The organism is Pseudomonas sp. NPDC089918, from assembly GCF_050280605.1.
Classification (GTDB): domain Bacteria; phylum Pseudomonadota; class Gammaproteobacteria; order Pseudomonadales; family Pseudomonadaceae; genus Aquipseudomonas.
The window spans coordinates 1-24,744 of record NZ_JBNNVP010000031.1 but is presented as its reverse complement, the minus strand read 5'-3'; the positions used below and the strand labels follow the sequence as shown (position 1 = coordinate 24,744).

Annotated in this window: 27 protein-coding genes; 15 read left to right on the top strand and 12 right to left on the bottom strand. The window is 58.5% G+C overall.

Annotated elements, in window-relative coordinates; translation table 11 throughout:
• The first annotated feature begins 41 nt into the window (after positions 1-41).
• The 7 genes from ACQKPC_RS20840 to recX all read left to right on the top strand — a co-directional run bounded on the left by ACQKPC_RS20840 (position 42) and on the right by recX (position 4,727).
• Complete coding sequence (locus tag ACQKPC_RS20840) at positions 42-1,250, top strand: carbohydrate-binding protein CenC (protein WP_427626101.1); 1,209 nt, start codon at positions 42-44, stop codon at positions 1,248-1,250.
• A 12-nt stretch (positions 1,251-1,262) separates the two neighbouring features.
• Positions 1,263-1,460 (top strand): hypothetical protein, encoded by a 198-nt coding sequence (locus ACQKPC_RS20835; protein WP_427626100.1) that lies wholly within the window; start codon positions 1,263-1,265, stop codon positions 1,458-1,460.
• A 10-nt stretch (positions 1,461-1,470) separates the two neighbouring features.
• Positions 1,471-2,034, top strand: coding sequence for a glycoside hydrolase family 19 protein (locus ACQKPC_RS20830; RefSeq protein ID WP_427626099.1), 564 nt, complete (start codon positions 1,471-1,473; stop codon positions 2,032-2,034).
• A complete protein-coding gene (locus tag ACQKPC_RS20825) occupies positions 2,016-2,534 on the top strand; it encodes a lysis protein (RefSeq protein WP_427626098.1) in 519 nt (172 codons plus the stop codon). Before ACQKPC_RS20830 ends, ACQKPC_RS20825 begins: the two co-directional genes overlap by 19 nt.
• 80 nt (positions 2,535-2,614) lie before the next feature.
• Positions 2,615-3,115 (top strand): CinA family protein, encoded by a 501-nt coding sequence (locus tag ACQKPC_RS20820; protein ID WP_008072702.1) that lies wholly within the window; start codon positions 2,615-2,617, stop codon positions 3,113-3,115.
• 83 nt (positions 3,116-3,198) lie between these two features.
• Positions 3,199-4,251 (top strand): recombinase RecA, encoded by a 1,053-nt coding sequence (recA, locus tag ACQKPC_RS20815; protein ID WP_007907270.1) that lies wholly within the window; start codon positions 3,199-3,201, stop codon positions 4,249-4,251.
• A gap of 8 nt (positions 4,252-4,259) precedes the next feature.
• On the top strand, positions 4,260-4,727 hold the full coding sequence (gene recX, locus ACQKPC_RS20810; protein WP_008010154.1) for a recombination regulator RecX: 468 nt from the start codon (positions 4,260-4,262) through the stop codon (positions 4,725-4,727).
• Between the two features lie 42 nt (positions 4,728-4,769).
• On the opposite strand, the gene ACQKPC_RS20805 is transcribed toward recX, so the two are convergent.
• Positions 4,770-5,888, bottom strand: coding sequence for a TIGR00730 family Rossman fold protein (locus ACQKPC_RS20805; protein WP_427626097.1), 1,119 nt, complete (start codon positions 5,886-5,888; stop codon positions 4,770-4,772).
• Positions 5,889-6,376: 488 nt separating this feature from the next.
• Here ACQKPC_RS20805 and ACQKPC_RS20800 point away from each other — a divergent pair, with 488 nt between their 5' ends.
• On the top strand, positions 6,377-6,571 hold the full coding sequence (locus tag ACQKPC_RS20800) for a hypothetical protein (protein WP_007907277.1): 195 nt from the start codon (positions 6,377-6,379) through the stop codon (positions 6,569-6,571).
• Here the strand turns inward: ACQKPC_RS20800 and ACQKPC_RS20795 are convergent, their stop codons facing one another.
• On the bottom strand, positions 6,572-6,997 hold the full coding sequence (locus ACQKPC_RS20795) for a PA3611 family quorum-sensing-regulated virulence factor (RefSeq protein WP_008072709.1): 426 nt from the start codon (positions 6,995-6,997) through the stop codon (positions 6,572-6,574). It abuts the gene before it with no gap.
• A gap of 189 nt (positions 6,998-7,186) precedes the next feature.
• On the opposite strand from ACQKPC_RS20795, the gene ACQKPC_RS20790 reads away from it, so the two are divergent.
• From ACQKPC_RS20790 to ACQKPC_RS20780, 3 genes are all read left to right on the top strand, one after another.
• A complete protein-coding gene (locus ACQKPC_RS20790; RefSeq protein ID WP_427626096.1) occupies positions 7,187-7,930 on the top strand; it encodes a tRNA-uridine aminocarboxypropyltransferase in 744 nt (247 codons plus the stop codon).
• A gap of 239 nt (positions 7,931-8,169) precedes the next feature.
• A complete protein-coding gene (gene erdR / locus ACQKPC_RS20785; RefSeq protein ID WP_007907284.1) occupies positions 8,170-8,820 on the top strand; it encodes a response regulator transcription factor ErdR in 651 nt (216 codons plus the stop codon).
• A 75-nt stretch (positions 8,821-8,895) separates the two neighbouring features.
• Positions 8,896-9,258 carry a diacylglycerol kinase gene (locus ACQKPC_RS20780; RefSeq protein ID WP_007907286.1) on the top strand — a complete coding sequence of 121 codons (363 nt, stop codon included), beginning with the start codon at positions 8,896-8,898 and terminating at the stop codon, positions 9,256-9,258.
• Here ACQKPC_RS20780 and ACQKPC_RS20775 read toward each other — a convergent pair.
• Positions 9,255-10,181 carry a LysR family transcriptional regulator gene (locus tag ACQKPC_RS20775; protein WP_007907288.1) on the bottom strand — a complete coding sequence of 309 codons (927 nt, stop codon included), beginning with the start codon at positions 10,179-10,181 and terminating at the stop codon, positions 9,255-9,257. The genes ACQKPC_RS20780 and ACQKPC_RS20775 overlap by 4 nt on opposite strands.
• A 121-nt stretch (positions 10,182-10,302) precedes the next feature.
• On the opposite strand from ACQKPC_RS20775, the gene fpr reads away from it, so the two are divergent.
• A complete protein-coding gene (gene fpr / locus ACQKPC_RS20770) occupies positions 10,303-11,082 on the top strand; it encodes a ferredoxin-NADP reductase (protein WP_427626095.1) in 780 nt (259 codons plus the stop codon).
• Positions 11,083-11,180: 98 nt separating this feature from the next.
• Here the strand turns inward: fpr and tsaA are convergent, their stop codons facing one another.
• The 6 genes from tsaA to rimO all read right to left on the bottom strand — a co-directional run bounded on the left by tsaA (position 11,181) and on the right by rimO (position 16,364).
• On the bottom strand, positions 11,181-11,885 hold the full coding sequence (tsaA, locus tag ACQKPC_RS20765) for a tRNA (N6-threonylcarbamoyladenosine(37)-N6)-methyltransferase TrmO (RefSeq protein WP_427626094.1): 705 nt from the start codon (positions 11,883-11,885) through the stop codon (positions 11,181-11,183).
• Between the two features lie 185 nt (positions 11,886-12,070).
• Positions 12,071-12,841, bottom strand: coding sequence for an SDR family oxidoreductase (locus tag ACQKPC_RS20760; RefSeq protein WP_427626093.1), 771 nt, complete (start codon positions 12,839-12,841; stop codon positions 12,071-12,073).
• A gap of 163 nt (positions 12,842-13,004) precedes the next feature.
• A complete protein-coding gene (locus ACQKPC_RS20755) occupies positions 13,005-13,475 on the bottom strand; it encodes a DUF1456 family protein (protein WP_008010137.1) in 471 nt (156 codons plus the stop codon).
• A 75-nt stretch (positions 13,476-13,550) separates the two neighbouring features.
• Entirely contained in the window at positions 13,551-14,261 is a 711-nt protein-coding gene (locus tag ACQKPC_RS20750) for an rRNA pseudouridine synthase (RefSeq protein ID WP_427626092.1), read from the bottom strand.
• Positions 14,262-14,448: 187 nt separating this feature from the next.
• Positions 14,449-14,922 carry a GNAT family N-acetyltransferase gene (locus ACQKPC_RS20745; RefSeq protein ID WP_427626091.1) on the bottom strand — a complete coding sequence of 158 codons (474 nt, stop codon included), beginning with the start codon at positions 14,920-14,922 and terminating at the stop codon, positions 14,449-14,451.
• 104 nt (positions 14,923-15,026) lie between these two features.
• Complete coding sequence (rimO, locus tag ACQKPC_RS20740; protein WP_123499342.1) at positions 15,027-16,364, bottom strand: 30S ribosomal protein S12 methylthiotransferase RimO; 1,338 nt, start codon at positions 16,362-16,364, stop codon at positions 15,027-15,029.
• Positions 16,365-16,654: 290 nt separating this feature from the next.
• Between rimO and ACQKPC_RS20735 the strand changes: the two genes are divergently transcribed.
• Positions 16,655-18,556 carry a potassium transporter Kup gene (locus tag ACQKPC_RS20735; RefSeq protein ID WP_008072725.1) on the top strand — a complete coding sequence of 634 codons (1,902 nt, stop codon included), beginning with the start codon at positions 16,655-16,657 and terminating at the stop codon, positions 18,554-18,556.
• A 242-nt stretch (positions 18,557-18,798) separates the two neighbouring features.
• Here the strand turns inward: ACQKPC_RS20735 and ACQKPC_RS20730 are convergent, their stop codons facing one another.
• Entirely contained in the window at positions 18,799-19,125 is a 327-nt protein-coding gene (locus ACQKPC_RS20730; protein ID WP_427626090.1) for a DUF3077 domain-containing protein, read from the bottom strand.
• Between the two features lie 515 nt (positions 19,126-19,640).
• On the opposite strand from ACQKPC_RS20730, the gene ACQKPC_RS20725 reads away from it, so the two are divergent.
• Positions 19,641-19,931, top strand: coding sequence for a Phd-YefM (locus ACQKPC_RS20725; RefSeq protein WP_008010129.1), 291 nt, complete (start codon positions 19,641-19,643; stop codon positions 19,929-19,931).
• A gap of 11 nt (positions 19,932-19,942) precedes the next feature.
• The gene (locus ACQKPC_RS20720; RefSeq protein WP_123360592.1) at positions 19,943-20,230 is read left to right on the top strand and encodes a type II toxin-antitoxin system RelE family toxin; all 288 of its coding nucleotides are present in this window, start codon (positions 19,943-19,945) and stop codon (positions 20,228-20,230) included.
• 204 nt (positions 20,231-20,434) lie between these two features.
• Here ACQKPC_RS20720 and ACQKPC_RS20715 read toward each other — a convergent pair whose 3' ends face one another.
• Together ACQKPC_RS20715 and mprF are read right to left on the bottom strand one after the other, a co-directional pair.
• Entirely contained in the window at positions 20,435-21,730 is a 1,296-nt protein-coding gene (locus ACQKPC_RS20715) for an AcvB/VirJ family lysyl-phosphatidylglycerol hydrolase (protein ID WP_427626089.1), read from the bottom strand.
• Entirely contained in the window at positions 21,730-24,372 is a 2,643-nt protein-coding gene (gene mprF, locus ACQKPC_RS20710) for a bifunctional lysylphosphatidylglycerol flippase/synthetase MprF (RefSeq protein ID WP_427626088.1), read from the bottom strand. Before mprF ends, ACQKPC_RS20715 begins: the two co-directional genes overlap by 1 nt.
• Positions 24,373-24,744: the final 372 nt, after the last annotated feature.

Here is a 24,744-nt window from a genome sequence, read left to right as displayed (position 1 = left end):
CGTGCGCTGGGCTTTATCAGGTAATACAGGAATCAAAACAAATGGATTATCCAAAGAGCGTACCCAGCGCCGGGATGGTTAACGGACAGTTTGTGGACGAAGATCCGATCGCCGGGACCCCGGGTTCGCTAATTCCTGCAAGTTGGGGGAATGCTGTTACACAAGAGATTTTGAGCGCGATTAGCGAAGCGGGTTTATCCCCGACAGAAAATCAGAACAATCAACTGGCAATGGCGATCAGGCAACTTTCGAAACCTGACCCCCTGCAACATTTTCCGGTTCAGGTCTATCGTAGAAACCTGCTGATTAACGGTGGTTTTGATATTTGGCAGCGCGGTGCTGCGAACCTAGCGCCTAACACGGGAGGGTACGTGGCTGATCGTTTTCGTTGCGACTGGAGCGGAAATGCCGGGGTCAATATTTCCCGACAGGGTTTTGTATTGGGGCAAACCGAAGTGCCGGATGAACCACGATACTTTCTTCGGTGGCAACAAGTGACTGCCGGCGCCGGCGCTACTATCCACAAGATTTCCCAGAACATTGAATCGGTCAGAACGCTGGCCGGAAAAACCGCCACAGTGTCCTTCTGGGCGAAATCCGATGCGGCACGTCCATTGAAGGTAAGCATTGCCCAGTACTTCGGACCGAGCGGTTCGGAATCTGTTGAAAAAAACGTCGGTGATTTTCTGCTGACAACTTCATGGGCGCGCTATACCACGACCTTCCAGGTTCCCTCGCTCGCCGGAAAAATGTTGGGTAACACCAACGGTGACTGTTTGCGCCTGGCCTTCGACTTGCCGCTGAACGCATTGCAAACGGTTGATCTGGCGCAGGTCCAGCTTGAAGAAGGGCCAATTGCGACGCCGTTTGAATATCGCACGGCGGCCCAAGAGCTGATCAATTGTCAGCGGTATTACGAAAAGTCTTTTAATACCTGGCTCCCGGTGCAAGCAGGTAATGGTTCAAATACGTGCTTGTCGACCTTTACTCAGATCCCGGCAGGGAATACCGGTCAATATGGAATGACGATTGGCTTCCTGGTACAGAAAAGGGCTCAGCCAACTGTGTTGGCGTTTTGTCCTGGAGAAAACAGCAGTCAGGTCTGGAACCTGACGCTGGGCAGGGCCTGCACAGGGACGACCCTTCAAAGCCTGACGAATCGAAGCATGTCGTTTGCAACAGTTACCGCCGTCGGAAGCGTGCCGGGTCAAACGTTACAGCTTGAATGGACAGCTGACGCTGAACTATAGGAATCGAACACGATGAGCTATCAACTAACCGCCAACGGCGTACTTCGTCTTTCTGACTCAGCCTTTATTCCTCAAGATCCGGATAATCGAGACTGGCTTGATTATCTGGACTGGGTTTCATCGGGAGGTGAGCCTTTGCCGATGGAATCGCTTCAGGGAAGCAAGGGAACAGAGCAAAGTGTTTTTGGTTTTCTTAAACGGATTATCTGATTGGGGTTCTATGAGCGTTACGCAGCAACAACTACAGATCGTTATGCCCAACGCCCGCCACCAAGCGGGCGTTTTCATTTCTGCCCTGAACACCGCCATGTCTCACCGCAACATCAACACCCCCAAACGCATCGCCGCCTTCCTCGCGCAAGTCGGTCACGAATCGGGGCAATTACAGTACGTACGTGAACTGGGCAGCACTCAATACCTGGGCAAATACGACACCGGCACCCTGGCCGCCCGCTTGGGCAACACTCCAGAGCCCGACGGCGACGGTCAAAAGTACCGTGGCCGAGGGCTGATCCAGATCACCGGTCGCAACAACTACCGGCAGTGCAGCCTCGGTCTGTTCGGCGATGAACGTCTGCTGTCTCTGCCTGAATTGCTGGAACAGCCCCAATGGGCCACCGAATCAGCGGCATGGTTTTGGGAGCAAAATGGTTTGAATGAGTTGGCCGACCGCGACCAGTTCAACAGCATCACCCGCGGTATCAACGGTGGGTTAAACGGCTTGCAGGGTCGTCTGGAAATCTGGGCGCGGGCGAGGGCGGTGTTATGCCAGCCTTCGGTCTGATCGGCTGGCGACTGATCGGTCTGCTGGTGTTGGCCGGTTGTTCGGCGGCACTGGCCTGGCAGCTTCAGGATTGGCGCTACGGCCGGCAACTGGCGGAGCAGGCCAGGCTGCACGCCAAAACCCTCAATCAACTGACTCTGGCCGCCGCTACCCAGCAACAGGCCGAGCAGAACAAGTATCTGGCCCTGGAGCAGCGGCTTTCGGCCAGTGAGCAAACCCATTATCGAGCGCTTAGCGATGCCGAACGTGATCAAGGTCGCTTGCGCGATCGTCTTGCCACTGCTGATGTGCGCTTGTCAGTCCTCCTCGATGCCCATGACGCTGCCGCAACCTGTGCAATGTCAGCCGCCTCCAGCGCCGGCGGCGTGGATCATGGCCCCCCGCGAGCCCGACTTGACCCGGCGCATGCTCAACGAATTATCGCCATCACCGACGCAGGCGATAGCGGGCTGATTGCCCTGCAGGCGTGTCAGGCCTATGTCAGAGCCCTCGTTCGCTAACATTTTGATCGATCCTGAACCTTGCAAGCGTGATCGGCTCGTGTACGGTAGGCCTCATTCCGCTCGATCAGGAGAGAGCCGTGAAAGATATCACTCAGCTGGCCGCTGAACTTGGCAGACGCTTGCAGGTTCTCAATGCCCACGTCACCACCGCCGAATCCTGTACCGGTGGCGGGATTGCCGAGGCGATCACCCGTATTCCGGGGAGTTCGGCGTGGTTCGAGGCCGGTTATGTCACCTACTCCAACCGCCAGAAAACCCAGCAACTGGATGTCCCGGCCGAGTTGTTTCCAACTGTCGGGGCGGTCAGTCGCGAGGTGGTCGAGGCCATGGTCCGCGGCGCGCAGGAAAAAAGCCGGGCGCGTTTTGCCGTGGCGGTCAGCGGTGTGGCCGGGCCGGATGGCGGTTCGCCGAGCAAGCCCGTGGGCACGGTGTGGCTGGCCTGGGGCGTGGGTGAGCAGGTGTTCAGCGAGGTGCAGTACTTTGCCGGTAACCGTGACGAGGTCCGCCGACAAACGGTGAAGGCCGCGCTAGAGGGGCTGCTGCGCCATGCCGCTGGAGAAATCTCAAATCAGGGGTAGGCGATCCTGAAACGCTGTGGAATAATACTGGCTACTTATACAGGTGTTGGCCGTCAGGCCTTATTGATTACGTGAGGACTTTAATGGACGACAACAAGAAGAAAGCCTTGGCTGCGGCCCTGGGTCAGATCGAACGTCAATTCGGCAAGGGTGCCGTAATGCGTATGGGCGATCAGGACCGTCAGGCGATCCCGGCTATTTCCACTGGCTCTCTGGGTCTGGATATCGCGCTCGGCATTGGCGGTCTGCCAAAAGGCCGTATCGTTGAGATCTACGGTCCTGAATCCTCCGGTAAAACCACCCTGACACTGTCGGTGATCGCCCAGGCTCAAAAAGCCGGCGCGACCTGCGCATTCGTCGACGCCGAACACGCCCTCGACCCTGAGTACGCCGGCAAACTGGGCGTCAACGTCGACGACCTGCTGGTTTCCCAGCCGGACACCGGCGAGCAGGCCCTGGAAATCACCGACATGCTGGTGCGTTCCAACGCGGTAGACGTGATCATCGTCGACTCCGTGGCCGCTCTGGTGCCAAAGGCTGAAATCGAAGGCGAAATGGGCGACATGCACGTGGGCCTGCAAGCCCGTCTGATGTCCCAGGCGCTGCGTAAAATCACCGGTAACATCAAGAACGCCAACTGCCTGGTGATCTTCATCAACCAGATCCGTATGAAAATCGGCGTGATGTTCGGCAGCCCGGAAACCACTACCGGTGGTAACGCGCTGAAGTTCTACGCTTCGGTTCGTCTGGACATCCGCCGTACTGGCGCGGTGAAAGAAGGTGATGAAGTCGTCGGTAGCGAAACCCGCGTCAAGGTTGTGAAGAACAAGGTGGCTTCGCCGTTCCGTCAGGCCGAGTTCCAGATTCTTTACGGCAAGGGCATCTACCTCAACGGTGAGATGATCGACCTGGGTGTTCTGCACGGTTTCGTCGAAAAATCCGGTGCATGGTATGCCTACGAAGGCACCAAGATTGGTCAGGGCAAGGCTAACTCGGCCAAGTTCCTGGCGGACAACCCGGAGATCGCCGCAAAACTTGAGAAGCAACTGCGTGACAAGTTGCTGACTCCAGCGCCGGACGTTAAAGCATCGCCAGTCAAAGAGACGGCTGATGACCTGGCTGACGCTGATATCTGATTGATCCGATGACCGCCGTACTCGATACACTCGTCGCGGTGCGGCGAACCGCAATGGACCTGCTCGCGCGACGCGAGCACGGTCGAGTCGAGCTGACGCGTAAACTGCGTCAGCGCGGCGCCCTCCCTGAAATGATCGACACAGCACTCGACCGTTTGACGGAAGAGGGCCTGTTGTCCGAGTCCCGTTACCTCGAGAGCTTCGTTTCCTACCGCGCCCGTTCAGGTTATGGCCCTTTGCGAATTCGTGAAGAGTTGAGCCAGCGCGGTCTGCAACGTACCGATATCGAACTCGCCTTGCGCGAGAGCGGTATCAACTGGCAGGAACAACTGGAAGACACCTGGCGGCGAAAATTCTCCGGGCACTTGCCGATAGACGCCCGGGAACGTGCCAAACAGGGCAGGTTCCTGAGTTATCGGGGATATTCCATGGAAATGATCAGCCGCTTGTTCAGCGGCCGAGGGATGGACGATTGAATGAACGGCTCGCTATTTCGATAGCGGGCCGTTTTTTTTGCCTCACGTTACCTTGGACGGTTCCCGTGTGCGTTGTTGCGCCTGGGGTTTGGACTGGGCCCAGTTTTCCGGCAGGTTGATGTAGTCCACTAGATCCCGCAGACGGCCATGATCACGGGCGTTGAAGGTGAAGGCCAGTCGCGCCAGATGGCTGAACTGTGCTTCGTCGTGCTCCTCACCGCTGTAGGCGTGCTGATGGAAATGGTCACTCAGGCACAGGTCAGCGAATGCCTCCTGCATGTGTTCGAGCGCCCGGTCGCTGAGTTTGTGGTTCATGCGAATCACGAACTGATGCTTGAGCCAGCGGCTGGAGTGGAAGTTGCTGTAGAACTGATTGATCTGCTCCACTGCCTCTTCGGCACTGTAGACCAGGCTCAACAGTTTCATATCGGTTGGCAGGATGTAGCGATTTTCCTCCAGTTGCTGATGAATGAAGTCCAGCGCGCCTTGCCAGAACTTGCCGCCCGGCGCATCCAGTAGCACCACGGGCACCAATGGGCTTTTGCCGGTCTGGATCAGGGTCAGCACTTCCAGCGCTTCATCCAGCGTACCGAAACCGCCTGGGCACAGGACCAGCGCATCGGCCTCCTTGACGAAGAACAGTTTGCGGGTAAAGAAAAAGTGGAAGGGCAGTAGATTCCCGGTGCCATTGACCGTGGGATTGGCATGTTGCTCGAAGGGCAAGGTGATATTGAATCCCAGGCTGTGTTCCAGGCCGGCACCTTCATGAGCCGCCGCCATGATGCCGCCGCCGGCACCGGTGATGACCATCATGTCCGAGCGCGCCAGAGCGGCGCCAAGCTCTCGGGCCAAACCATACAGTGGGTGTTCTATCGGCGTGCGGGCCGAGCCGAAAACAGTGACTTTGCGTCGTCCTTTGAACTGCTCCATCACACGGAAGGCATGTTCGAGTTCGCGCAAGGCTTGCAGGGTGATCTTGGCATTCCAGCGGTTGTGATCTTCCTGGGCCATGCGCAGCACAGTCAGGATCATGTCGCGGTAAATCGGGATGTTGGGGCTGTTGGGTGAAACCAGGTTGAGTTGTTCTTCGACCTTGCTGGTGAGGTCGTGGCCGCTTTCTTGAAAATGACGGCTCAGGAGGTCATTCGGTTGGTAAGGCATTCAACTTCTCCTTCTGCACAGAACCCTTGGCCCGACAAAACAATCGTCGGCGCCGCGACACCCCTTGTGTCGCTGTCTGCCCAAGCCCTTGCCTGGGCGCTCCACCTGACTCGTTTGCAATCGAGCCATCCATACGGGCTCTGCTTATCCCTTGAATGAAAGAAACGTTCGCACAATAAGACACGCAATGGGCAGCCCCTTTTCTGCCCTGAAAAAAACCACATGAACACTTTGAATTTAGACCCTCGCGACGATTTTTGCTGCTTGATCATTGCGCCGCAAAGTCTTTCCTGGCAACCGCTTATTGACGATTTGCAAGGTGCTTTCACCGCTCGTCTGAACGCAAGCCGTATGTCCTGCGCTCTGATTTACTAAGTTACAGGCGTGACACGACAACTTTGCGTCAATGGCAGGACGCAACGTTCAAGCAATTCAGGGATTTTTCGCGTGATCAACGACGATCAATGCGTGCAGGGAGGCGGGAAACCATGCCCAGAGTCACTCTGGAGATCGATGCGCAACTGTATCGATTGCTGAAATTATCGGCCGAGACCAATCATTTGAGTCTCGAGGAGGAGTGCTGCCGGCGTCTGGAGGGCGGGGAGCGACGTTCGCGCTACTTGCAGGCGTTGTTGGCAGAATTGCGCGCCGAGGATGAACAGCGGCGCGCCAATTCCCGTTGATTACTTTTTCTTGGCCGGTGTGGCTTTCGGGCAATCCGATTCCTGGAAGCTTGCAGAGCCGACCGGGCGATTGGTTTTCACTTCGGTGAAGTCATAACGCATGACCGCCCCCTTGGCCATCAGCTTGCGGAACCCGTCGTTTCTGCAGACGGAGGCGCCAAGCTGGAAGTACACGGCTTTCGGATCAGCGCGCATTTTGTCGGCGTGGCTGCTCTGAACGCTCAGATGATTGATCAGCTGATTGCCTTCGACGGTATAACCCTGATCAAGAATGTCTTCGTTGATCGCCCGTGGCGTGCCGACACTGCTTTGTACGGCGACGTTTCGCAGCTCTCTGTTGAGATTCTGCTCACTCAAGGACGCAGCCTGAGCGTTGAAGGACGACGCCAGCAGAATGGCAGCGGTGGGAACGATAAGGCGCAGCATGAAACTCTCCTGGTTCAGTGACTGGTGGTTCGACCAGCCACGTGACTGTGCGTTCAGTGGCGGCGAATTATAGGGGAGCCCGCCTGGACGGTACAGGCTTGCGCTGGCCGCTCTGGTAAACTGCTGGCCTTTATTGCCTTGCCGAGTGCCGTTTGTGTCGAGTTTTCCTGTCTGCCGGTGTTGCCAACGATGAACCACGCCCCCAACGCCGTAGCCCGCTTGCGCGATCAGCGAGAGGAAGAGGGCATCAAGCCGATTCAGGCCCGTGGCTGGCGCGCAACCCGTTGCCGTGCCTGCCGTGTGATCGAGAGTCACTGCCTATGCGCCTGGCGCCCACAGGTCGACACCCGTAGCGGCGTGTGCCTGATCATGACCAATAAAGAAGTGTTCAAGCCAAGCAACACCGGTTGGCTGATTGCCGATGTGGTGCGCGACAACCATGCATTCATCTGGTCGCGCACGGAAGTCGATGAACAACTGCTGGCGCTGTTGGCCGACCCGCAATGGCAACCCTATCTGGTGTTTCCTGGCGAATACGTCGAGCCCGAGCGAGTTACCCACAGCGTCGAGGTTGATAGCATCAAGCGCCCATTGTTCATTCTGCTGGACGCCACCTGGACCGAAGCCCGGAAGATTTTCCGCAAAAGCCCCTATTTTGATGCGTTCCCGATTCTGAGCCTGCTTCCTGAGAAACTTTCACGATACCGATTGCGCAGGTCCACTCGCAGCGAGCACCTGTGCACGGCCGAAGTGGCGGCGCTGTGCCTCGATCTTGCCGGTGATACAGACGCTGCTTCGGCGCTGGACGCTTATTTTGATGTGTTCAGCCAGCATTATCTGGACGCTAAACATCAGCTGGATATGAATGTTGCAACACCGGCCCATGCCGAGCTGATGCCCTTTGTACAGCACGCGGCGCCCGTGATCTGCTGAGCATCGCCCATACTGCAAGGAACCAGGCTCGCTGGCAGGGCCACGCAACTTGACCACCCCGGTTTCGCTGGGCATGCTTGGCGCCGATTAGGGCGCGGCCAAGGTTTGAAACGCTGCTTTTTTTACGTAATTGGCGTTGAACGTGCCCTGTTGGTGCTGCTGCGTGGCTGCACCTCGAGTTGTTTTGGCGAGGCCTGAATGCATCAGGCGTCCCATAAAAAAACAGGATCATTTGAAAAATGGCCACATACGAAATCCTGATTGCCGATGACCACCCTCTTTTTCGTAGCGCCCTGCATCAAGCGTTGACCCTGGGCCTGGGCCCGGATGTCCGTCTGGTGGAAGTGGCGAGCATTGCCGAGCTGGAAACCCGTCTGGACGAAAAGGCCGACTGGGATCTGGTATTGCTGGACCTGAACATGCCGGGGGCTTACGGTTTTTCCGGGTTGGTGCTGTTGCGTGGGCAGTACCCGCAGATTCCGGTGGTGATGGTGTCGGCTCAGGAAGAAGCGTCGATCATGGTGAAATCCCGTGAATTCGGCGCCAGCGGTTTCATTCCCAAGTCCAGTGATTTGAGTGTCATTCAGAAAGCCGTACGCGCGGTGCTGGATGGCGACGTTTTCTGGCCGCCACAGGCCTTTGAAGCGGTGAGCGTTTCCGCCGAAGCCAAAGCCGCCAGCGAGGGCCTTGCCAGCCTGACACCCCAGCAGTTCCGGGTATTGACCATGGTCTGTGAAGGTTTGCTGAACAAGCAGATTGCTTACGAGTTGAGCGTTTCCGAAGCGACGATCAAGGCCCACGTCACGGCCATTTTCCGTAAGCTGAATGTGCGGACCCGGACTCAGGCAGCGCTGCTCTTGCAACAACTTGAGTCAATTTCGAGCAACTAAGGAGCTATGTGTTCACGCTTTTTTGACTTTGCTTAATCTAGCTTTCCCACTCCTTTTTGGTCAGTTGCCTACTCTATGTCACCTTTCAAAGGCCAGACCGGCCTCAAACGCATCCTCAACGCCTCTGGTTACTCCCTGGACGGCCTGCGCGCGGCCTTCACCGGTGAAGCGGCCTTCCGGCAGTTGGTGTTGCTTAATGCCATCCTGATTCCGTTGTCATTCTTCCTCAACGTCAGCCGTGTCGAGCAGGCGCTGCTGATTGCGGTCTGCCTGTTAGCCTTGATCGTCGAGTTGCTCAATTCGGCGGTGGAAGCGGCCATCGACCGCATTTCCCTTGAGTTGCATCCACTGTCCAAGAACGCCAAGGACATGGGCAGCGCTGCTCAATTCGTGGCGTTGAGCATGATCGCGCTAGTGTGGGCGGTGATTCTGCTTTAAGCGATGGTGGGCAGAACGATCTCGTCGCTGCGCTGAACCCCGGCGGTGAACGCGCGGCACAGTTCGAGGAATTCGCGCATCGCCGATGTTTGATATTTTTGTTTGTGCCAGATGAAATAGAACTGTCGCGCCAGGTCCAGATCCGGTGTTTCCACTGGCACCAGGCTGCCGCGGCGGAACGCATCGCGCAGCGCCAGGCGCGAAATGCAGCCAATCCCCAAACCTGATTCCACCGCGCGCTTGATCGCTTCGGTGTGTTCCAGCTCCAGGCGAATGTTCAGCGCGCTGCGATGGTGTCGCATGGCCTGGTCGAACGTCAGCCGTGTGCCCGAGCCTTGTTCGCGGAGAATCCACGCCTCATGACTCAGCTCCTCCATGGTCGCGATGCCACGTTTGGCCAGCGGATGCTGGGGCGCGCAGAACACCACCAGCTCATCTTCGACCCAACTCTGCACTTCGATGTCCGGATGGCTGCAGTCGCCTTCGATTAGACCCAGATCAATTTCATAATGCGCGACCTGTTGCACGATGTTGGCAGTGTTCTGCACATGCAGTTTCACCTGGCTTTCCGGATGACGTTGCATGAAGCTGCCGATCAGCAGGGTGGCGAGGTAATTGCCGATGGTCAGGGTCGCGCCGACCGCCAGGGAGCCGAAACCGGACTTGCCGTTGAGCAAGTCTTCGATCTCCTTGGCCTGATCGAGCAGGGCCACCGCCTGCGGCAACAGTTGTTTGCCGAGGGCGTTGAGGCTCAGCCGTTTGCCGGCGCGATCGAACAGTTGGCAGCTGCACTGACGCTCTAGCTCGGTGATCGAGGTGCTGGCCGCCGATTGCGAGAGGTTGAGCGTTAATGCAGCACGGGATACGCTTTCCTGCTGGGCGACGGCGACGAATACTTGAAGTTGACGGAGAGTAAATCGCATATCGATATAACCGATAACCCTTATCTTAATAATCCAGTTAACAGATATTGTCGCTGCCATTAGAATGCGCTGCAATTGCGCACATCATCGGCGCAGGCAAATCTCCAGGAGTCCCACGTACATGAGCAACATGAACCACGAGCGTGTCCTCAGTGTTCACCACTGGAACGACACTCTGTTCAGCTTCAAGTGCACCCGCGATCCGGGCCTGCGCTTTGAGAACGGTCAGTTCGTGATGATCGGCCTGCAACAGCCCAACGGCCGCCCGCTTCTGCGCGCTTACTCGATTGCCAGCCCGAATTGGGAAGAGCATCTCGAGTTCTTCAGCATCAAAGTGCCTGATGGCCCGCTGACTTCCCAGTTGCAGCATCTGAAGGAAGGCGACGAGATCATCATCAGCAAGAAGCCTACCGGCACCTTGGTGCTGGATGACTTGAAGCCTGGCAAACATTTGTACCTGCTCAGCACCGGTACCGGTCTGGCGCCGTTCATGAGCGTCATCCAGGACCCGGAAACCTACGAGCGTTTCGAAAAAGTGATCCTGTGCCACGGCGTGCGTTACGTCAATGAAGTCGCTTACCGCGAGTTCATCACCGAGCACCTGCCGCAGAACGAGTTCTTCGGCGAAGCCCTGCGTGACAAGTTGATCTACTACCCGACCGTGACCCGCGAGCCGTTCGAGAATGAAGGCCGCCTGACCGACCTGATGCGCAGCGGCAAGCTGTTCAGCGACATCGGTCTGCCACCGATCAACCCGCAGGACGACCGCGCCATGCTGTGCGGCAGCCCGAGCATGCTCGACGAAACCAGCGAAGTGTTGAACAGCTTCGGCCTGAAAGTTTCGCCGCGGATGCGCGAGCCGGGTGATTACCTGATCGAGCGTGCGTTCGTCGAGAAGTAAGCCGTTGTTTGGGTGACGCAGAGCGTCACTGGATGCATTCCCACGCGGAGCGTGGGAACGATCAGCCCCCATTGCCTGTGCAGGCAATGGGGGCTTTTTTATGCCTGATTGGATACGGGAATGACTTCGAGGACGCGGATCAGGTCAGGCGTGGGATAATGCCAGCGTACATCCACATCCCAGAACTGCGCTCCGTATTCCCTTTCTGGCGTAGGAATCTGGTACGCCGGGCGTGGGTCTTGTGCCAGGCATTGCTCGATCAGCTCGACCAAGGGCTCATCAAGCCGCTGAGCGTGGCTGTGAGCCTGTTGCAGTGCTGAGTCTGTCCACTGCACGGGAATCAGCGATGGCGGGGCGCTGGCGATGCTGTTGGACGCCGTATCGATGATGTCTGCGTAAGGCACATAGGGTTTGATGTCGAGCACCGGCGTCCCGTCGAGTAGGTCGATGCCGGAGATCCACAGCCGATTGGCTTCGACTTTGTCCAGTTTGACCACCGATTGACCGATGCCATTGGGTCGATGTGTCGCCCGAGTGGCAAATACGCCCATGGATTTGTTGCCGCCCAGGCGGGGAGGGCGGACTTTCAGGCGTGGTTTTTCTTCCAGGGCCTGATGGAACAGGAACAGCAGCCAGACATGACTGACCTGTTCCAGCCCCTGCACCGCATCACCCTGATCGAACGGCGCCACCAGTTCCAGCACGCCTCGAGCGGCCGGGGCCAGTTGCGGTTGGCGCGGAATGGCGAACTTCTCCTTGAAGCAGGAGCGCACGAAGCCGATGGGGGAAACGCTGTAGGTCATGGTCTAGGGTCGAGGCGGGGATAAGGGCGGCATGATAACCCGAGCGGCCTCGAGATCGGTGTTGCCTATCAGTCCGTCATCGCGGGCAAGCCACGCTCCCACAGGGTTCTCGAGTGAACACAAGTTTTGTGTACGGCATAAAACCTGTGGGAGCGTGGCTTGCCCGCGATAGCCTCACCGCCGATCTAGAGACTAAACCCACCATCCAAAGGAATAATATTCCCAGTCATATACGCGCCTGCCGTACTCGCCAAACTGATCGCCAAGGCAGCCATCTCTTCCTCCCGCCCCCAACGCTTCATCGGAATCAGCGCCGTGTCCTCGGCAAATGCCTGCTCATCATTGCCAATGTGCTGCGTCATCTTGCTCGGGAACCGTCCCGGTGCAATCACATTGACGTTGATGTGTTGGCTCACCAGCTCCCGCGCCAGAATCCGCGACAGTTGATGCAGGGCAGCCTTGCTCGGGCCGTAGGCATACGCCTGTTCGCCGAAGGATGAAATCCCGGCGACCGAACCAATGTTGATGATCCGTGCCGGATTCGCCGCCGAACCGGCCTTGCGCAGCAGCGGCAGAAATTGCTGGATGCAGTTGAACACCGAGGTCACGTTGAGCTGCATGACCTTTTCCCAGCCCTTGACCGGGTAACTCTCCAGCGGCGCGCCCCAGGTGGTGCCGGCGTTGTTCACCAGAATGTCCAGCTGACCGATCTGTTCACTCAGGTGAGCAGCCAATTGCTGGACGCCTTCTTCGTGGGCCAGGTTGGCAGCTACCGCGTGACAAACCCCGAAGGCACTCAGTTCGTTGGCAGTTTGCTGACAGGCGTCGGCATCACGGGCACACACGTAAACGGTGGCGCCGGCCTCGACGTAGGCCTTGGCGATCATTTTGCCGATACCGCGGGTGCCGCCGGTCACCAGAGCGGTGCGGCTTGCGAGAGAAAAATACGGGTGCATAGGGCGAGTCCTGAGGGCAAAGGGTCAGTACACCCTAGCCGTCAGCCGCCAGAAGCGGAGCCACTATTTTTGCGAGGAATGAGCGGCCATATAGCCCTGTAGGAGCTGTGTAGGAGCTGTCGAGCTCCTACACAGCGTTCACAGATCAGATCCGTCCCGCACGTTACTGCGGGCGAACGCGCAGGGTCAGACCCTTGAGGAAATTGCGCAGCAACTGGTCGCCGCAGGTGCGGTAGTTGGTGTGGCCGAACTTGCGGAACAGCGCGCTCAGCTCAGGCTTGGACACCGGGAACTCGGCGGCCTTGAGGATCGCGTGCATGTCGTCTTCTTTCAGTTCAAAGGCTACGCGCAGTTTTTTCAGGATGATGTTGTTGGTCACCGGCACTTCGATCGGCTGTGGCGGACGGCTTTCGTCCTTGCCGCGCTTGAAGATCACCAGGCCATCGAGGAAATGCGCCATGACCTCGTCCGGGCAGCGTACGAAGCCTTCCTCGTCTTCCTCTTTCTTGTCGAGGTACGTCAGCAGGTCTTCCATGGACACGTCCATGCCGCCGAGCTTGATGATCTCGATGACTTTCTTGTCGCTGATGTCGAGCATGTAGCGCACGCTGCGCAGTACGTCGTTATGAATCATGGTGTGCAGTCCTGATATTCAGCAGTGGGCGTCGCATAAGCCGCGGCGCCGAAATGTATGGCGGCGTGAAAAGTCTTAGAACTTCTCTTTGCCGGACAGGTAGCGCCATTGCCCCAACGGCACTTTGCCGATGGACACGCCGCCGATGCGGATGCGGCGGATGGCGACGACCTTCAGGCCCACGGCCTGGCAAAACAGGGCGATCACGCCCGGTTGTGGGTTCTTCATCGCAAAACGCAGACGGTTTTCGTTCTGCCAGCTGGCTTTGACCTGCGGTAGTTCCTTGCCCTTGTAGGTCAGGCCGTGGTTCAGGCGGTTGAGGCCGTGAGCCACCATGTCGCCTTCAACTTCCACCACGTATTCCTGCTCGATTTTGGCGGAGTCGGCAGTGAGTTTGCGCAGGATCTTCCAGTCCTGGGTGAACACCAGCAGACCGCTGGCATTGGCCTGCAGATCGGTACTGGCGGTCAGGCGCAGGAAGTGGCCCTTGAGCGGGCGTTTGCCGTAGCGGTGTTCTTCGCTCAGGGTCTCGGCGCTGATGGTCGCCATGGCCGTTTCCGCGTCCATGCCCGCAGGGACGTTGAACAGAATGGTCACCGGCTCCGGCGCAGTGGCCTTGGCCTCTGGGTCGAGCTCGACTTTTTGGGTGTCGACCTTGAACTGCGGCTCGTCGATGACTTCGCCGTCCACGGTGACCCAGCCGCCCTCGATGAACAGCTCAGCCTCCCGACGGGAACAGCCGACGAGTTCGATGAGGCGTTTGGAGAGACGAATCGGGTCAGTCATGACAGGGCCGTAACAAAAAAAGGGTGGGCATTGTACCTGCTGGGCGCCGGTTAATCCCGGCTCCATTTGCGCAGTATCGTTTTTTGTGGGAGTTGGCTTGCCTGCGATGCAGACGACGCGGTATGTCAGTTGCACCGAGGTGATGCAATCGCAGGCAAGCCAGTTCCCACATTTGTTCTATGGTGTGTCAGCCATTACGCGTCAGTTGTTGAGATTGACGTAAGCGCATGTGCAGCAACGGATACGGCTGACCCATACCGTCGTGCTCGGAGCGACCGATCACCTCAAAACCCTGCTTGAAGTAAAACCCCAAGGCCTGCGGATTTTGCTCGTTGACGTCCAGCTCATCGGCGTTCAGGTGTTCCAGGGCATAGCGCAGCAATTGCTTGCCCAGGCCTTTGCCACGATGCGCCGGGTCGATGAAGAGCATTTCGACCTTGCCCGCCGCCACGCCGGCGAACCCGGTGATGCGCTGGCGTGAGTCTTTGGTACAGATCAGCATCACCGCGTCGAGGTAGCGGGTCAGCACCAGATTCTTCAGCAGGTCGATGTAGCTGTCGGGCAGAAAGTCATGGGTGGCGCGCACCGAGGCTTCCCACACTTGGGTGAGTTCTTCGTAGTCGCTCTGTTTCGGTGTGTGAATGACCGAGTGTTGGCGCATGCCCGCTGGCCTCTCTTCCGTGGAGTTCTTTCTCTCACAAAACGATAGACGTAAAAAAGCCCCGCATCTCGTCAAGAGAGCGGGGCTTTTTACATTTTTTGCGTTTAGATCTGTTCAGCCCACAGGTCGTATTCGTCGGCGTCGGTCACTTTGCACCAGACTTTGTCGCCTGGTTTCAAGTTGCTGCCGTTGTCGATGAACACGTTGCCGTCGATCTCCGGGGCATCGAAGAAGCAGCGGCCGACCGCGCCTTGCTCGTCGACTTCATCGACCAGCACTTCGATTTCACGGCCGATGCGCATTTGCAGGCGCGCCGAGCTGATGGCCTGCTGGTGCGCCATGAAGCGGTCCCAACGGTCTTGCTTGACGTCGTCCGGCACAATGGCCGCGTCCAGCAGGTTGGCCGGTGCACCTTCGACCGGCGAGTACTGGAAGCAGCCAACGCGGTCCAGCTGGGCTTCGGTCAGCCAGTTCAGCAGGTACTGGAAGTCTTCTTCGGTTTCGCCAGGGAAGCCGACGATGAAGGTCGAACGGATAATCAGGTCCGGGCAGATTTCGCGCCAGTTCTTGATCCGCGCCAGGGTCTTGTCTTCGAAGGCCGGGCGTTTCATGGCTTTCAGGACTTTCGGGCTGGCGTGCTGGAACGGGATGTCCAGGTACGGCAGGATTTTCCCGGCGGCCATCAGCGGGATCAGCTCGTCGACGTGCGGGTACGGGTAAACGTAGTGCAGACGCACCCAGACACCGAGGGTGCTCAGGGCTTCGCAGAGTTCGGTCATGCGGGTTTTCACCGGCGCGCCGTTCCAGAAGCCGGTGCGGTATTTCACATCGACGCCGTAGGCACTGGTGTCTTGCGAGATCACCAACAGCTCTTTGACGCCGGCCTTGACCAGGCGCTGAGCCTCGTCAAGCACGTCGCCGACCGGGCGACTGACCAGTTTGCCGCGCATCGACGGGATGATGCAGAAGCTGCAGCTGTGGTTGCAGCCTTCGGAAATCTTCAGGTAGGCGTAGTGGCGCGGGGTCAGCTTAATGCCTTGCGGCGGCACCAGGTCAATCAGCGGGTTGTGATCCTGGCGCGGCGGCACGGCGTCGTGCACGGCGTTGACCACTTGCTCGTACTGCTGCGGACCGGTCACGGCCAGCACGCTTGGGTGTACGTTGCGGATGTTGCCTTCTTCGACGCCCATGCAGCCGGTCACGATGACCTTGCCGTTTTCCTTGATGGCTTCGCCGATCACTTCCAAAGACTCTGCCTTGGCCGAGTCGATGAAGCCGCAGGTGTTGACCACCACGACATCGGCGTCCTGATAGGTGGACACAACGTCATAGCCTTCCATGCGCAGCTGGGTAAGGATGCGCTCGGAGTCGACCAGTGCTTTCGGGCAACCCAGGGATACGAAGCCAACCTTTGGATTGGCCGGCGCAGGAGTGGTGGACATGTCTAACCTCGGTATTTGGGACGCCTCCAGCCGAAGTCGGCAAGGCGACAGACGGACGCTATGTTGCGTCTCTGGTCAAAAAGTGCGCAATTCTAGCGATGAGAGGCGCACTTGACCAGCTTTATGCAGGGAAATACGACGAGTGCTGCGCTATGCTTCGCGCCGTTACGCTTTACCGATTTTCTATAGTCAATAAAACGTCTGTAACAACACGTAAAACAGCGCATGCTGCGCCACAAAGCATAGTGCTTTTTATAAGAAGTCCGAGTCTGAGCAGTAGGAGTTTTTGGATGGGGCAGGCAAGTAGTCAGGTGGCGGCCAGCGAGCATTCGGCGGCGAAGCCGATCGGCATGCTGGTCGCAGCAGTCGGGGTAGTTTATGGCGATATCGGCACGAGCCCGCTGTACACCCTCAAAGAAGTGTTTTCCGGTGGCTATGGCGTGCCGGTCAACCATGACGGCGTGCTGGGCATTCTGGCGCTGATCTTCTGGTCGCTGATCTGGGTCGTCTCGATCAAATACATGATGTTCGTGCTGCGTGCCGACAACCAGGGTGAGGGCGGAATCATGGCCTTGACCGCGCTGGCGCGGCGGGCAGCGGCGGGGCATGCGAAGTTGCGTACCTTGCTGGTGGTCTGCGGGCTGATCGGCGCGGCGCTGTTCTATGGCGACAGCATGATCACCCCGGCGATTTCCGTCCTCTCGGCGATTGAAGGCCTTGGGCTGGCATTCGAGGGCATCGACCATTGGGTGGTGCCGCTGTCGTTGATCGTGCTGGTGGCATTGTTCCTGATTCAGCGTCACGGTACGGCGCGGATCGGCATTCTGTTCGGGCCAATCATGGTCACCTGGTTTCTGGTGCTGGGCGCGCTGGGCGTGTATGGCATCAGTCAGCATCCGGAAGTGTTGCAGGCGATGAATCCGGTGTGGGGCGTGCGCTTCTTCATGGTCCACCCGGGCATGGGGATCGCGATTCTTGGCGCTGTGGTGCTGGCATTGACCGGTGCCGAGGCGTTGTACGCCGACATGGGCCACTTCGGTCGCAAGCCGATCGCCCGGGCCTGGTTCATTCTGGTGCTGCCGGCCTTGGTGCTGAACTACTTCGGTCAGGGCGCGTTGCTGCTCGGTGATCCGGAAGCCGCCCGTAACCCTTTCTACTTGTTGGCACCAAGCTGGGCGCTGATTCCGTTGGTGGGGTTGTCGACCCTGGCCACGGTAATTGCCTCTCAGGCGGTGATTTCTGGTGCGTTCTCCCTGACTCGTCAGGCGATCCAGCTCGGCTACATTCCGCGCATGCACATCCAGCACACGTCCAGTGCCGAGCAAGGCCAGATCTACATTGGCGCGGTGAATTGGGCGCTGATGGTTGGCGTGATCCTGCTGGTGCTGGGCTTCGAGTCCTCCGGCGCGTTGGCTTCGGCCTACGGCGTGGCGGTGACTGGCACGATGCTGATGACCACCATCCTGGTGTCGGCGGTGATGCTGCTGCTGTGGAAGTGGCCACCGATCCTCGCTGTTCCGGTGTTGCTGGGTTTCCTGTTGGTAGACGGTCTGTACTTCGCCGCCAACGTGCCGAAAATCATTCAGGGCGGTGCGTTCCCGGTGATTGCCGGTATCGTGCTGTTCGTGTTGATGACCACCTGGAAACGCGGCAAGCAACTGCTGGTGGAGCGAATGGACGAGGGCGGGTTGCCGCTGCCGATCTTCATCAGCAGCATCCGCGTGCAACCGCCGCATCGGGTCCAGGGCACGGCGGTGTTCCTCTCCGCCCGTCCGGACGCCGTGCCTCACGCGCTGTTGCACAACCTGCTGCATAACCAGGTGCTGCACGAGCAAGTAGTGTTGCTGACAGTGGTGTACGAAGACATCCCGCGCGTCCCGCCGCAACGGCGTTTCGCGGTCGATTCCTATGGCGAAGGGTTCTTCCGGGTGATCCTGCACTTCGGCTTTACCGACGAGCCGGACGTGCCTGAGGCCTTGAAACTGTGCCATCTGGATGACCTGAATTTCAGCCCGATGCGCACTACCTACTTCCTCAGCCGCGAGACGGTTATTGCCTCCAAACTCGAAGGCATGGCCCGCTGGCGCGAGACGTTGTTCGCCTTCATGTTGAAGAATGCCAACGGTAATCTGCGGTTCTTCAATTTGCCGTTGAACCGGGTGATTGAGCTGGGTACACAGGTCGAGATGTAAGCCACAACGAAAAGCCCCCGTTGCCATGAAGGTAGCGGGGGCTTTTTTGTGTCCGATGACTTGAGTCCACTGACAATCCCCTGTGGGAGCGAGCTGTGGCGAGGGGGCTTGCCCCCGTTGGGCTGCGAAGCAGTCCCCAAATCTCTGATGTACCAAAAATTTGGTGAGTGCTACGCACTCAAACGGGGGCAAGCCCCCTCGCCACAGCTCGCTCCCACAAGGGATCTGCGGTGTTGGCGCCTTTACTGGCTTTCAGGTAGCTCTTCTTCAGATTCAGCCTTTGTCCGGGCAGGTCGCGGTGTCAGCACCTTCACCACATCATCAATCACTGCCTTACTCATTGCCGTCAGGTAATGCGCGGCCCAGGCGTGGCGGTCGGTGTCTTTTATATAGGCTGCATCCTCGGTAAATGATTTGGCGAGGAACAGCAGGTCGGAGGCTTGCGACAAGGCATCAACGATGGGGACGCCGGCGCGGACGTTGAATAGCGCCTGATCCGAGCAGTAGATGAGTGGGGTGTAGCCTATGGTTTTTAGTTCTGAAATCGCGGATGAATCTATTTTAGTCATATCAAAATCCTAGTCGAGGAGCTGACACATTCGTTTCCAAGCGAATGGGTGACAGCTGTACGCAGGTTGGAAAACCGGGAACTAGGAACCGGCACGCCCGAGGACGTCCCACGCACAGCTGCCATAACTCATGATCACAAAACGCATGCAATCATGACGGGGCGCTGTTGCGGCTAGTATCCGACGGGTTTCCAAGCCCGATCGCTGAAAGGTCAGCGACGTCCGGAGAGTATCCCGTCGAAGAAAAGCGCAACAAGGCATCAAAGAGCCCAAAAAGGACGATTAGGAGTTTGCCTACAGGGTCTGCGGGCGTCATCCGATATTGCGATACCTTAAGTAAACGAAACTAAACGTGGCGAAAGAATTCACAAGTCGTTCGGCTCATTTTTTGTAGGCATGGAAAAACGCAGGTTGGTAGATTCGCGTTTTTTGCAGCTTGCTGTATGTATAATTCGACGCGATACTCTACGTAGAAATGTGTGTTCAAATTTGCATGAATGTGTAGAGAGGTGAGTATGACGGCATTACTGGAGCGTGCTGACCAAGCGATTTCTGTGACGGCAATGGTCAGGGGGTTCAGCGCGAGGCTAAAAGAGATTTCCAGCCGAGCCACTGAGCGGCTGGTCATTTTCAAGGATAATCAGCCGGCGGCGGTCATTATCAATGTCGATGCGTATCAGGAAATGCTCGACGAACTTGAGGACCTTCGGGTTGAAGCAGCGGCTCGGGAGCGATTGATCGGTTTTGATCAGGCCAAGGCCATAAGCCACGACGATATGCGGGCGCGGTACGCCAGGAAAGACTAAAGGAGCTGTGGATGGTTTGGGGCGTTATCTATCATCCGGAGGTCCAGAAGGATCTGGATCTGCTGGGAGCTGTGGCGGCGAATCGCATTCTTGATGTTATCGAAGAGCGGATCATCAACGGCGAGCCGGACAAGAGCGGCAAGCCTCTAAGAGCCAGTCTTGCAGGTTGCAGACGGATCCGCACAGGTGACACGCGTATTGTTTATCGAGTCGATGGACAGGCGATCCAGGTTTTGATCGTCGCCGTCGGTGCGCGGCGTGATGAAGAGGTTTACGACGCGGCAGAGCGCCGTCTCTAACGACGAAACTCTTGAAGTTAGAGGTTATCCCCTGTGGGAGCGAGCCTGCTCGCGATTGGGGAGTGTCAGCCAACGCACATGTTGAAGGTGACGGCCGCATCGCGAGCAGGCTCGCTCCCACAAGGGATCTGTGGCGTCTGTGAGAATGAAAAAAGCCCCCGCAACCATAAGGCAGCGGGGGCTTTTTCGTGAGCGCGGCTCAGCTCACTCCTGAGCCGCCGTCTCCTTCGCTTGACGCTTCTCGATAGCATCCACCAACCGCTGTGCCAAAGCCGGATAGTTCTCGTCGAAGTGATGGCCGCCAGGCAGTTTCATCGCTTCGCCCACGGCGGTCTTGTCGGTGCAGCCGCTCTCGTCGACTTCTTCTTCACCGTAGATGCACACCACTTTTGCAGGCGGTAGCTTGGCCATTTCCGGGCCGGTGGCGGCTTCTTTGCCGGCGTTGCCGAGCCAGCCTTCGACTTCGATTTCGAAGCTGCCGGTGCGGGCGAAGGCCAGCAGGATGATTGCGTCGACGCGCTGTTGTTCGGCTTCCGGCAGGCGGTTGTAGATGGCGGGCAGTACGTCGGCGCCGAACGAGTAGCCGGTCAGGATGAAGCGCTTGGTGCCCCATTTCTGCCGGTAGTGCTGCATCAGTTCGGTCAGGTCCAGCGCGCTTTGTTCCGGGCTCTTGTGCTGCCAGTAGTAGCGCAGGGTGTCGATGCCGACCACCGGGTAGCCGATCTTGGCCATTTCGCCGGCTACATCACGGTCCAGGTCGCGCCAGCCGCCGTCGCCGGAAAGGAACAGGGTGACGGTGTCCTTGGCTTGACCGGCCGGGACTTCGACCACCGGGATCTGCAGGCCACCAGCAGCTTTATCGCCGCCGACGAGGATTTTGCGCAGTTCGTTGTTCAGCACTTGCGGCAGGTTGATGTCGTAGTCGCTGATGCTGGTTTCGGCGTTGGGCTGGTCACGCACGAAGCCGGCGCTGGTATCGTCCGGGTTGTCGTTCCAGGCCACCAGCCAGTGACCGTGAGCGGCAATTTTTGGCAGCAGGTGCGTGCAGCCGGGTTTTTCCAGGGCCAGGTCAACCGAAATGGCCTGGGCCTTGTCGTCCTTCTGTTCGGCCAGCCAGCGCCACGCCAGCACGGCGCCAGGGCCGATGCCGCTGACCAGGGTTGCCGGGCCTTTGAGTTGCTTGAGGCCTGCTTGCAAGGCGCGACCTTGCTGGATGCAGTCCTTGGGCAGGATCACCTGGACGATCTGCGCTGAGCCGCTGCGGCTCAGGGTCAGCAATTGTTTGTCGCTGAGCTTCTGGTCTTCATTGACTGCCACCAGCACCTGGGCGCGCGGCGTGTTGCCGGGGATGACGCGGGTCATCGCGGCGCCATCGGCCGGCGTAAGCAGTTCGAGGGTCGGTTCTGGTGCCGGGCGTTTCAGGTACCAGTAACCGCCACCGACAATCAGGGCCAGCACTACCAGTGTGGCCAGTACGTACCGCAGGGAGCGTTGAATCATCAGCGTTTCACCAATCCAGTCAAGCCGCCTGCAATCAGGGCGGCAGTGTCGGCCAGGGCAACCAGCGGATCGAGTCCGGCGGGCACAGCCATATAACGGGGTTCCCAGTCGGGCTGGAACTTGTCTTTGAAGCGGCGCAAACCTTGGAAGTTGTACAGCTGCTCACCACGGCGGAATACCATCGAGCCCAAGCGCTGGGTCAGTGGTGCGCCGCGCCGGGGTTGCAACCCCGACAACGGCACCATGCCCAGGCTGAAGCGCGCGTATCCATGATTTTTATAATGTTGAATCAGGCCGACCATCATGAACTCCATGGTCAGCTTGGGGGCGTCGGGGTGCGCGCGCATCAGGTCGAGGCTGGCCAGTTCATGGCCGTAGGTCTCGAGCAGGTTGGCGAACGCCACCGGGCGCCCTTCGAAACGAATCACCGCGACACGGAAGTGCTTGAGGTAATCATCACTGAAACGCCCGAGCGAGAAGCCTTTCTCGCGCACGTTCTTGCCGGTCAGCCAGGCGTCCGAAATCACCTTGAGCTCATCCATCGGCGCTTGCCCCGGCTCATGGATCTCCAGTGACAGGCCGTCACGGGTGCCGCGGTTCCAGGTGTAGCGCAGGTCCTTCATCTCTTTGCCTTTGGCCTCGAGATCGAAACGCTTGAGGTCAACCCGGGCTTCTTCGCCGAGCTTGATCGCGGTCAGGCCGATGTCCATGTAATACGGCAGATTCTCCGCGCGCACTTGATAGAACACAGGGCGGGCGTGGTGGATATCGCAGAGGTCGCGGAACTGCCAGATCATTTCCGCCCGTTGCTGGGTCGGGCCGATCGGGTCATACAACGCCACCAGGCTGCGGCCACGGCGGGCGTACATCAGAAACGCCTCGTCGTTGGGATGAAACAGCAGCGCCTTGTCACCGGTCAGGGCCAGGCCGCCATCCGGTTGGGCCGAGGCCATGAGAATCTTTACCGCGCGGTCCAGTTCATCGGGTGTTGGCAGATGGATCACCGGGCGCGCGGTGCGCAGCAGCCAGGTCAGGGACACCACCACCAGCAGGACCGCGGCGCCGAGCAGCGAGCGCAGGCCTCGCGGGGCATCGGCGTCGAGGGTGAACTGCCACCAGAGTTGATGGCTATAGGGAACATCCTGATAGGCGAACAGCAGCAACCAGATCGATGCGCCGAGTACGCAGAGGCTGGCCACCAGATACAGCGGCGAAAACGGCACTTCGGTCAGGCGGCTGGGGCGATAGAACGAGCGCCGGAAAACCCCCAGCAAACTCGCCGTCAGGGTCATCAGGCAAGCCTCTTCCCAGTCGAACCCTTTAAGCAGTGAGAGCAGGGCGCCGACCAACAACAGAATGGTGGTCAGCATCCACGCGGCTGACAGGCGGCGACGCAGCCCCTGAGCCAGCAGCAGGCAGAGCACGCCCACCAGGCTGGCGCCGAAGTGCGAAGCGTCGACCAGTCGATGTGGTATCAGAAAACCGATGTGTTCAAGGCGGGTATCGATCTCCGGCGTCACGCCGGAAAACAGCAGCACCACGCCGGACAGGAACACCAGCACCGCCAGAATCGGTGCGGCCATGCCAGATGCAGCACGCAACGACTGGCGCGTCTGAAACAGGCGCTGGCCTTCGTTGATCAGCAGCAGTACGCAAGCCACCAGCAGCGGCAACACCACGTAGATCAGGCGGTAGAGCAACAGGGCGGCGGCCAGTGGTGCGGCGCCGAGCTTGTCGGCGAAGGCGGCGAGCAAAATCGCTTCGAACACCCCGACACCACCCGGTACATGGCTGAGCACGCCAGCGGCCAGGGCCAATAGATAGACCAGCAGGAAGGCACCAAAGGGCGGTGCTTCCGGCAGCAACAGGTAGAGCACCGTCGCGGCGGCGGCCACGTCCAGAGCGGTGATGACCAATTGCAGGAACGTCAGGCGGCGACCCGGCAGGCGCAAGGTGCGGCGACCGACCTTGACCAGCAGGTTGTCGGGATAAGGCTGTTCAGGCAAGCGACGGCGATAGATGCCGATGGCCAGTACTGTTGAGAGCAGCAGCACGGCCACTGCAATCGCACCCAGCAATGTCTCGGAAAAACCCAGGGCCACGGAAGCAGCGGACAGGTTGCTGAGGGTGGCGAGGGCGGCCAGGGGCGGAAGGGCGCAGCCGAGTGAGAGGCTGGCAAACAAAGTCATGTGCGCGACTTCCGAAGCCCCCACACCATGCCGTGCATATAAACGGTAGCGAACCGAGCCTCCCGACAACAGCGAAAGGCCGATGGCATTGCCAATGGCAAATGCGGTGAAGCCGCCCAATGCCAGTATTCGCGGCGCCAGCGTCACGCCGGCATAACGGCTGGCCGACCATTCGTAACCCAGCAGAATGATGAAGCCGATGACAGTCGCGGCGAGCGCGCCCAGCAAGGCCGGTTTCGGCACTTCCAGGATTGAGTCATGCAGCGCGTACAGATCGAGTTCGCTCAGCAGGTGACGACAGGCAATCAGCGCAATGGCGAACAACAGCAAAGTGACCGCCAGACCGATGGGTTGGCGATATTTGCTGATTCGATCCAGCAAGCGCAGGCGCTCGGCTTTGATCGGTTGTGTCGCTGTGACGGTGTCTTGTGGATCAGACGAGTTGGCGCGCATCAATCACCTCTTGGATTGTGCGCGACAGGATGGAGGTATCCAGCCAAGTTACCAATCCCTGTGGAAAAAAATAATCACAAATATTAACGCCTCTCACCAGATGTGGGCGATGGCGCGTTATCAGTCGTAGAGGGTTCTGCCTGTGGTTCAGCCTGGACTGAACTCACAGTCCGGCGATCCCGAACGGCTCACTGCACAGTGACAGATCATTGTTGCGAAAGGACTTTTTCAACAGATACAAAAAAGGCCACTCTTTCGAGTAGCCTTTTTTGATGTTTGGTTGCGGGAGCCGGCAAGCCCCCTCGCCACAAAGAGCTCACTGGCCTCAGGATTCGCGCCGTTCGGGACACGCAGTTATTTGCTGAACGGCGC

What these genes read in the sequence shown, in the direction of transcription:
- ACQKPC_RS20830 (WP_427626099.1), top strand. Translation starts at nt 1,471, where the DNA reads ATGAGCGTTACGCAGCAACAACTACAGATCGTTATGCCCAACGCCCGC.
- rimO (WP_123499342.1), bottom strand. Translation starts at nt 16,364, where the DNA reads ATGTCCACCACTCCTGCGCCGGCCAATCCAAAGGTTGGCTTCGTATCC.
- ACQKPC_RS20775 (WP_007907288.1), bottom strand. Translation starts at nt 10,181, where the DNA reads ATGCGATTTACTCTCCGTCAACTTCAAGTATTCGTCGCCGTCGCCCAG.
- ACQKPC_RS20800 (WP_007907277.1), top strand. Translation starts at nt 6,377, where the DNA reads ATGCCCAGAGTCACTCTGGAGATCGATGCGCAACTGTATCGATTGCTG.
- ACQKPC_RS20755 (WP_008010137.1), bottom strand. Translation starts at nt 13,475, where the DNA reads ATGATTCATAACGACGTACTGCGCAGCGTGCGCTACATGCTCGACATC.
- ACQKPC_RS20790 (WP_427626096.1), top strand. Translation starts at nt 7,187, where the DNA reads ATGAACCACGCCCCCAACGCCGTAGCCCGCTTGCGCGATCAGCGAGAG.
- ACQKPC_RS20840 (WP_427626101.1), top strand. Translation starts at nt 42, where the DNA reads ATGGATTATCCAAAGAGCGTACCCAGCGCCGGGATGGTTAACGGACAG.
- ACQKPC_RS20780 (WP_007907286.1), top strand. Translation starts at nt 8,896, where the DNA reads ATGTCACCTTTCAAAGGCCAGACCGGCCTCAAACGCATCCTCAACGCC.
- erdR (WP_007907284.1), top strand. Translation starts at nt 8,170, where the DNA reads ATGGCCACATACGAAATCCTGATTGCCGATGACCACCCTCTTTTTCGT.
- ACQKPC_RS20720 (WP_123360592.1), top strand. Translation starts at nt 19,943, where the DNA reads ATGGTTTGGGGCGTTATCTATCATCCGGAGGTCCAGAAGGATCTGGAT.
- fpr (WP_427626095.1), top strand. Translation starts at nt 10,303, where the DNA reads ATGAGCAACATGAACCACGAGCGTGTCCTCAGTGTTCACCACTGGAAC.
- mprF (WP_427626088.1), bottom strand. Translation starts at nt 24,372, where the DNA reads ATGCGCGCCAACTCGTCTGATCCACAAGACACCGTCACAGCGACACAA.
- ACQKPC_RS20805 (WP_427626097.1), bottom strand. Translation starts at nt 5,888, where the DNA reads ATGCCTTACCAACCGAATGACCTCCTGAGCCGTCATTTTCAAGAAAGC.
- ACQKPC_RS20835 (WP_427626100.1), top strand. Translation starts at nt 1,263, where the DNA reads ATGAGCTATCAACTAACCGCCAACGGCGTACTTCGTCTTTCTGACTCA.
- ACQKPC_RS20750 (WP_427626092.1), bottom strand. Translation starts at nt 14,261, where the DNA reads ATGACTGACCCGATTCGTCTCTCCAAACGCCTCATCGAACTCGTCGGC.
- ACQKPC_RS20735 (WP_008072725.1), top strand. Translation starts at nt 16,655, where the DNA reads ATGGGGCAGGCAAGTAGTCAGGTGGCGGCCAGCGAGCATTCGGCGGCG.
- tsaA (WP_427626094.1), bottom strand. Translation starts at nt 11,885, where the DNA reads ATGACCTACAGCGTTTCCCCCATCGGCTTCGTGCGCTCCTGCTTCAAG.
- recA (WP_007907270.1), top strand. Translation starts at nt 3,199, where the DNA reads ATGGACGACAACAAGAAGAAAGCCTTGGCTGCGGCCCTGGGTCAGATC.
- ACQKPC_RS20725 (WP_008010129.1), top strand. Translation starts at nt 19,641, where the DNA reads ATGACGGCATTACTGGAGCGTGCTGACCAAGCGATTTCTGTGACGGCA.
- ACQKPC_RS20730 (WP_427626090.1), bottom strand. Translation starts at nt 19,125, where the DNA reads ATGACTAAAATAGATTCATCCGCGATTTCAGAACTAAAAACCATAGGC.
- ACQKPC_RS20760 (WP_427626093.1), bottom strand. Translation starts at nt 12,841, where the DNA reads ATGCACCCGTATTTTTCTCTCGCAAGCCGCACCGCTCTGGTGACCGGC.
- ACQKPC_RS20745 (WP_427626091.1), bottom strand. Translation starts at nt 14,922, where the DNA reads ATGCGCCAACACTCGGTCATTCACACACCGAAACAGAGCGACTACGAA.
- ACQKPC_RS20825 (WP_427626098.1), top strand. Translation starts at nt 2,016, where the DNA reads ATGCCAGCCTTCGGTCTGATCGGCTGGCGACTGATCGGTCTGCTGGTG.
- recX (WP_008010154.1), top strand. Translation starts at nt 4,260, where the DNA reads ATGACCGCCGTACTCGATACACTCGTCGCGGTGCGGCGAACCGCAATG.
- ACQKPC_RS20715 (WP_427626089.1), bottom strand. Translation starts at nt 21,730, where the DNA reads ATGATTCAACGCTCCCTGCGGTACGTACTGGCCACACTGGTAGTGCTG.
- ACQKPC_RS20795 (WP_008072709.1), bottom strand. Translation starts at nt 6,997, where the DNA reads ATGCTGCGCCTTATCGTTCCCACCGCTGCCATTCTGCTGGCGTCGTCC.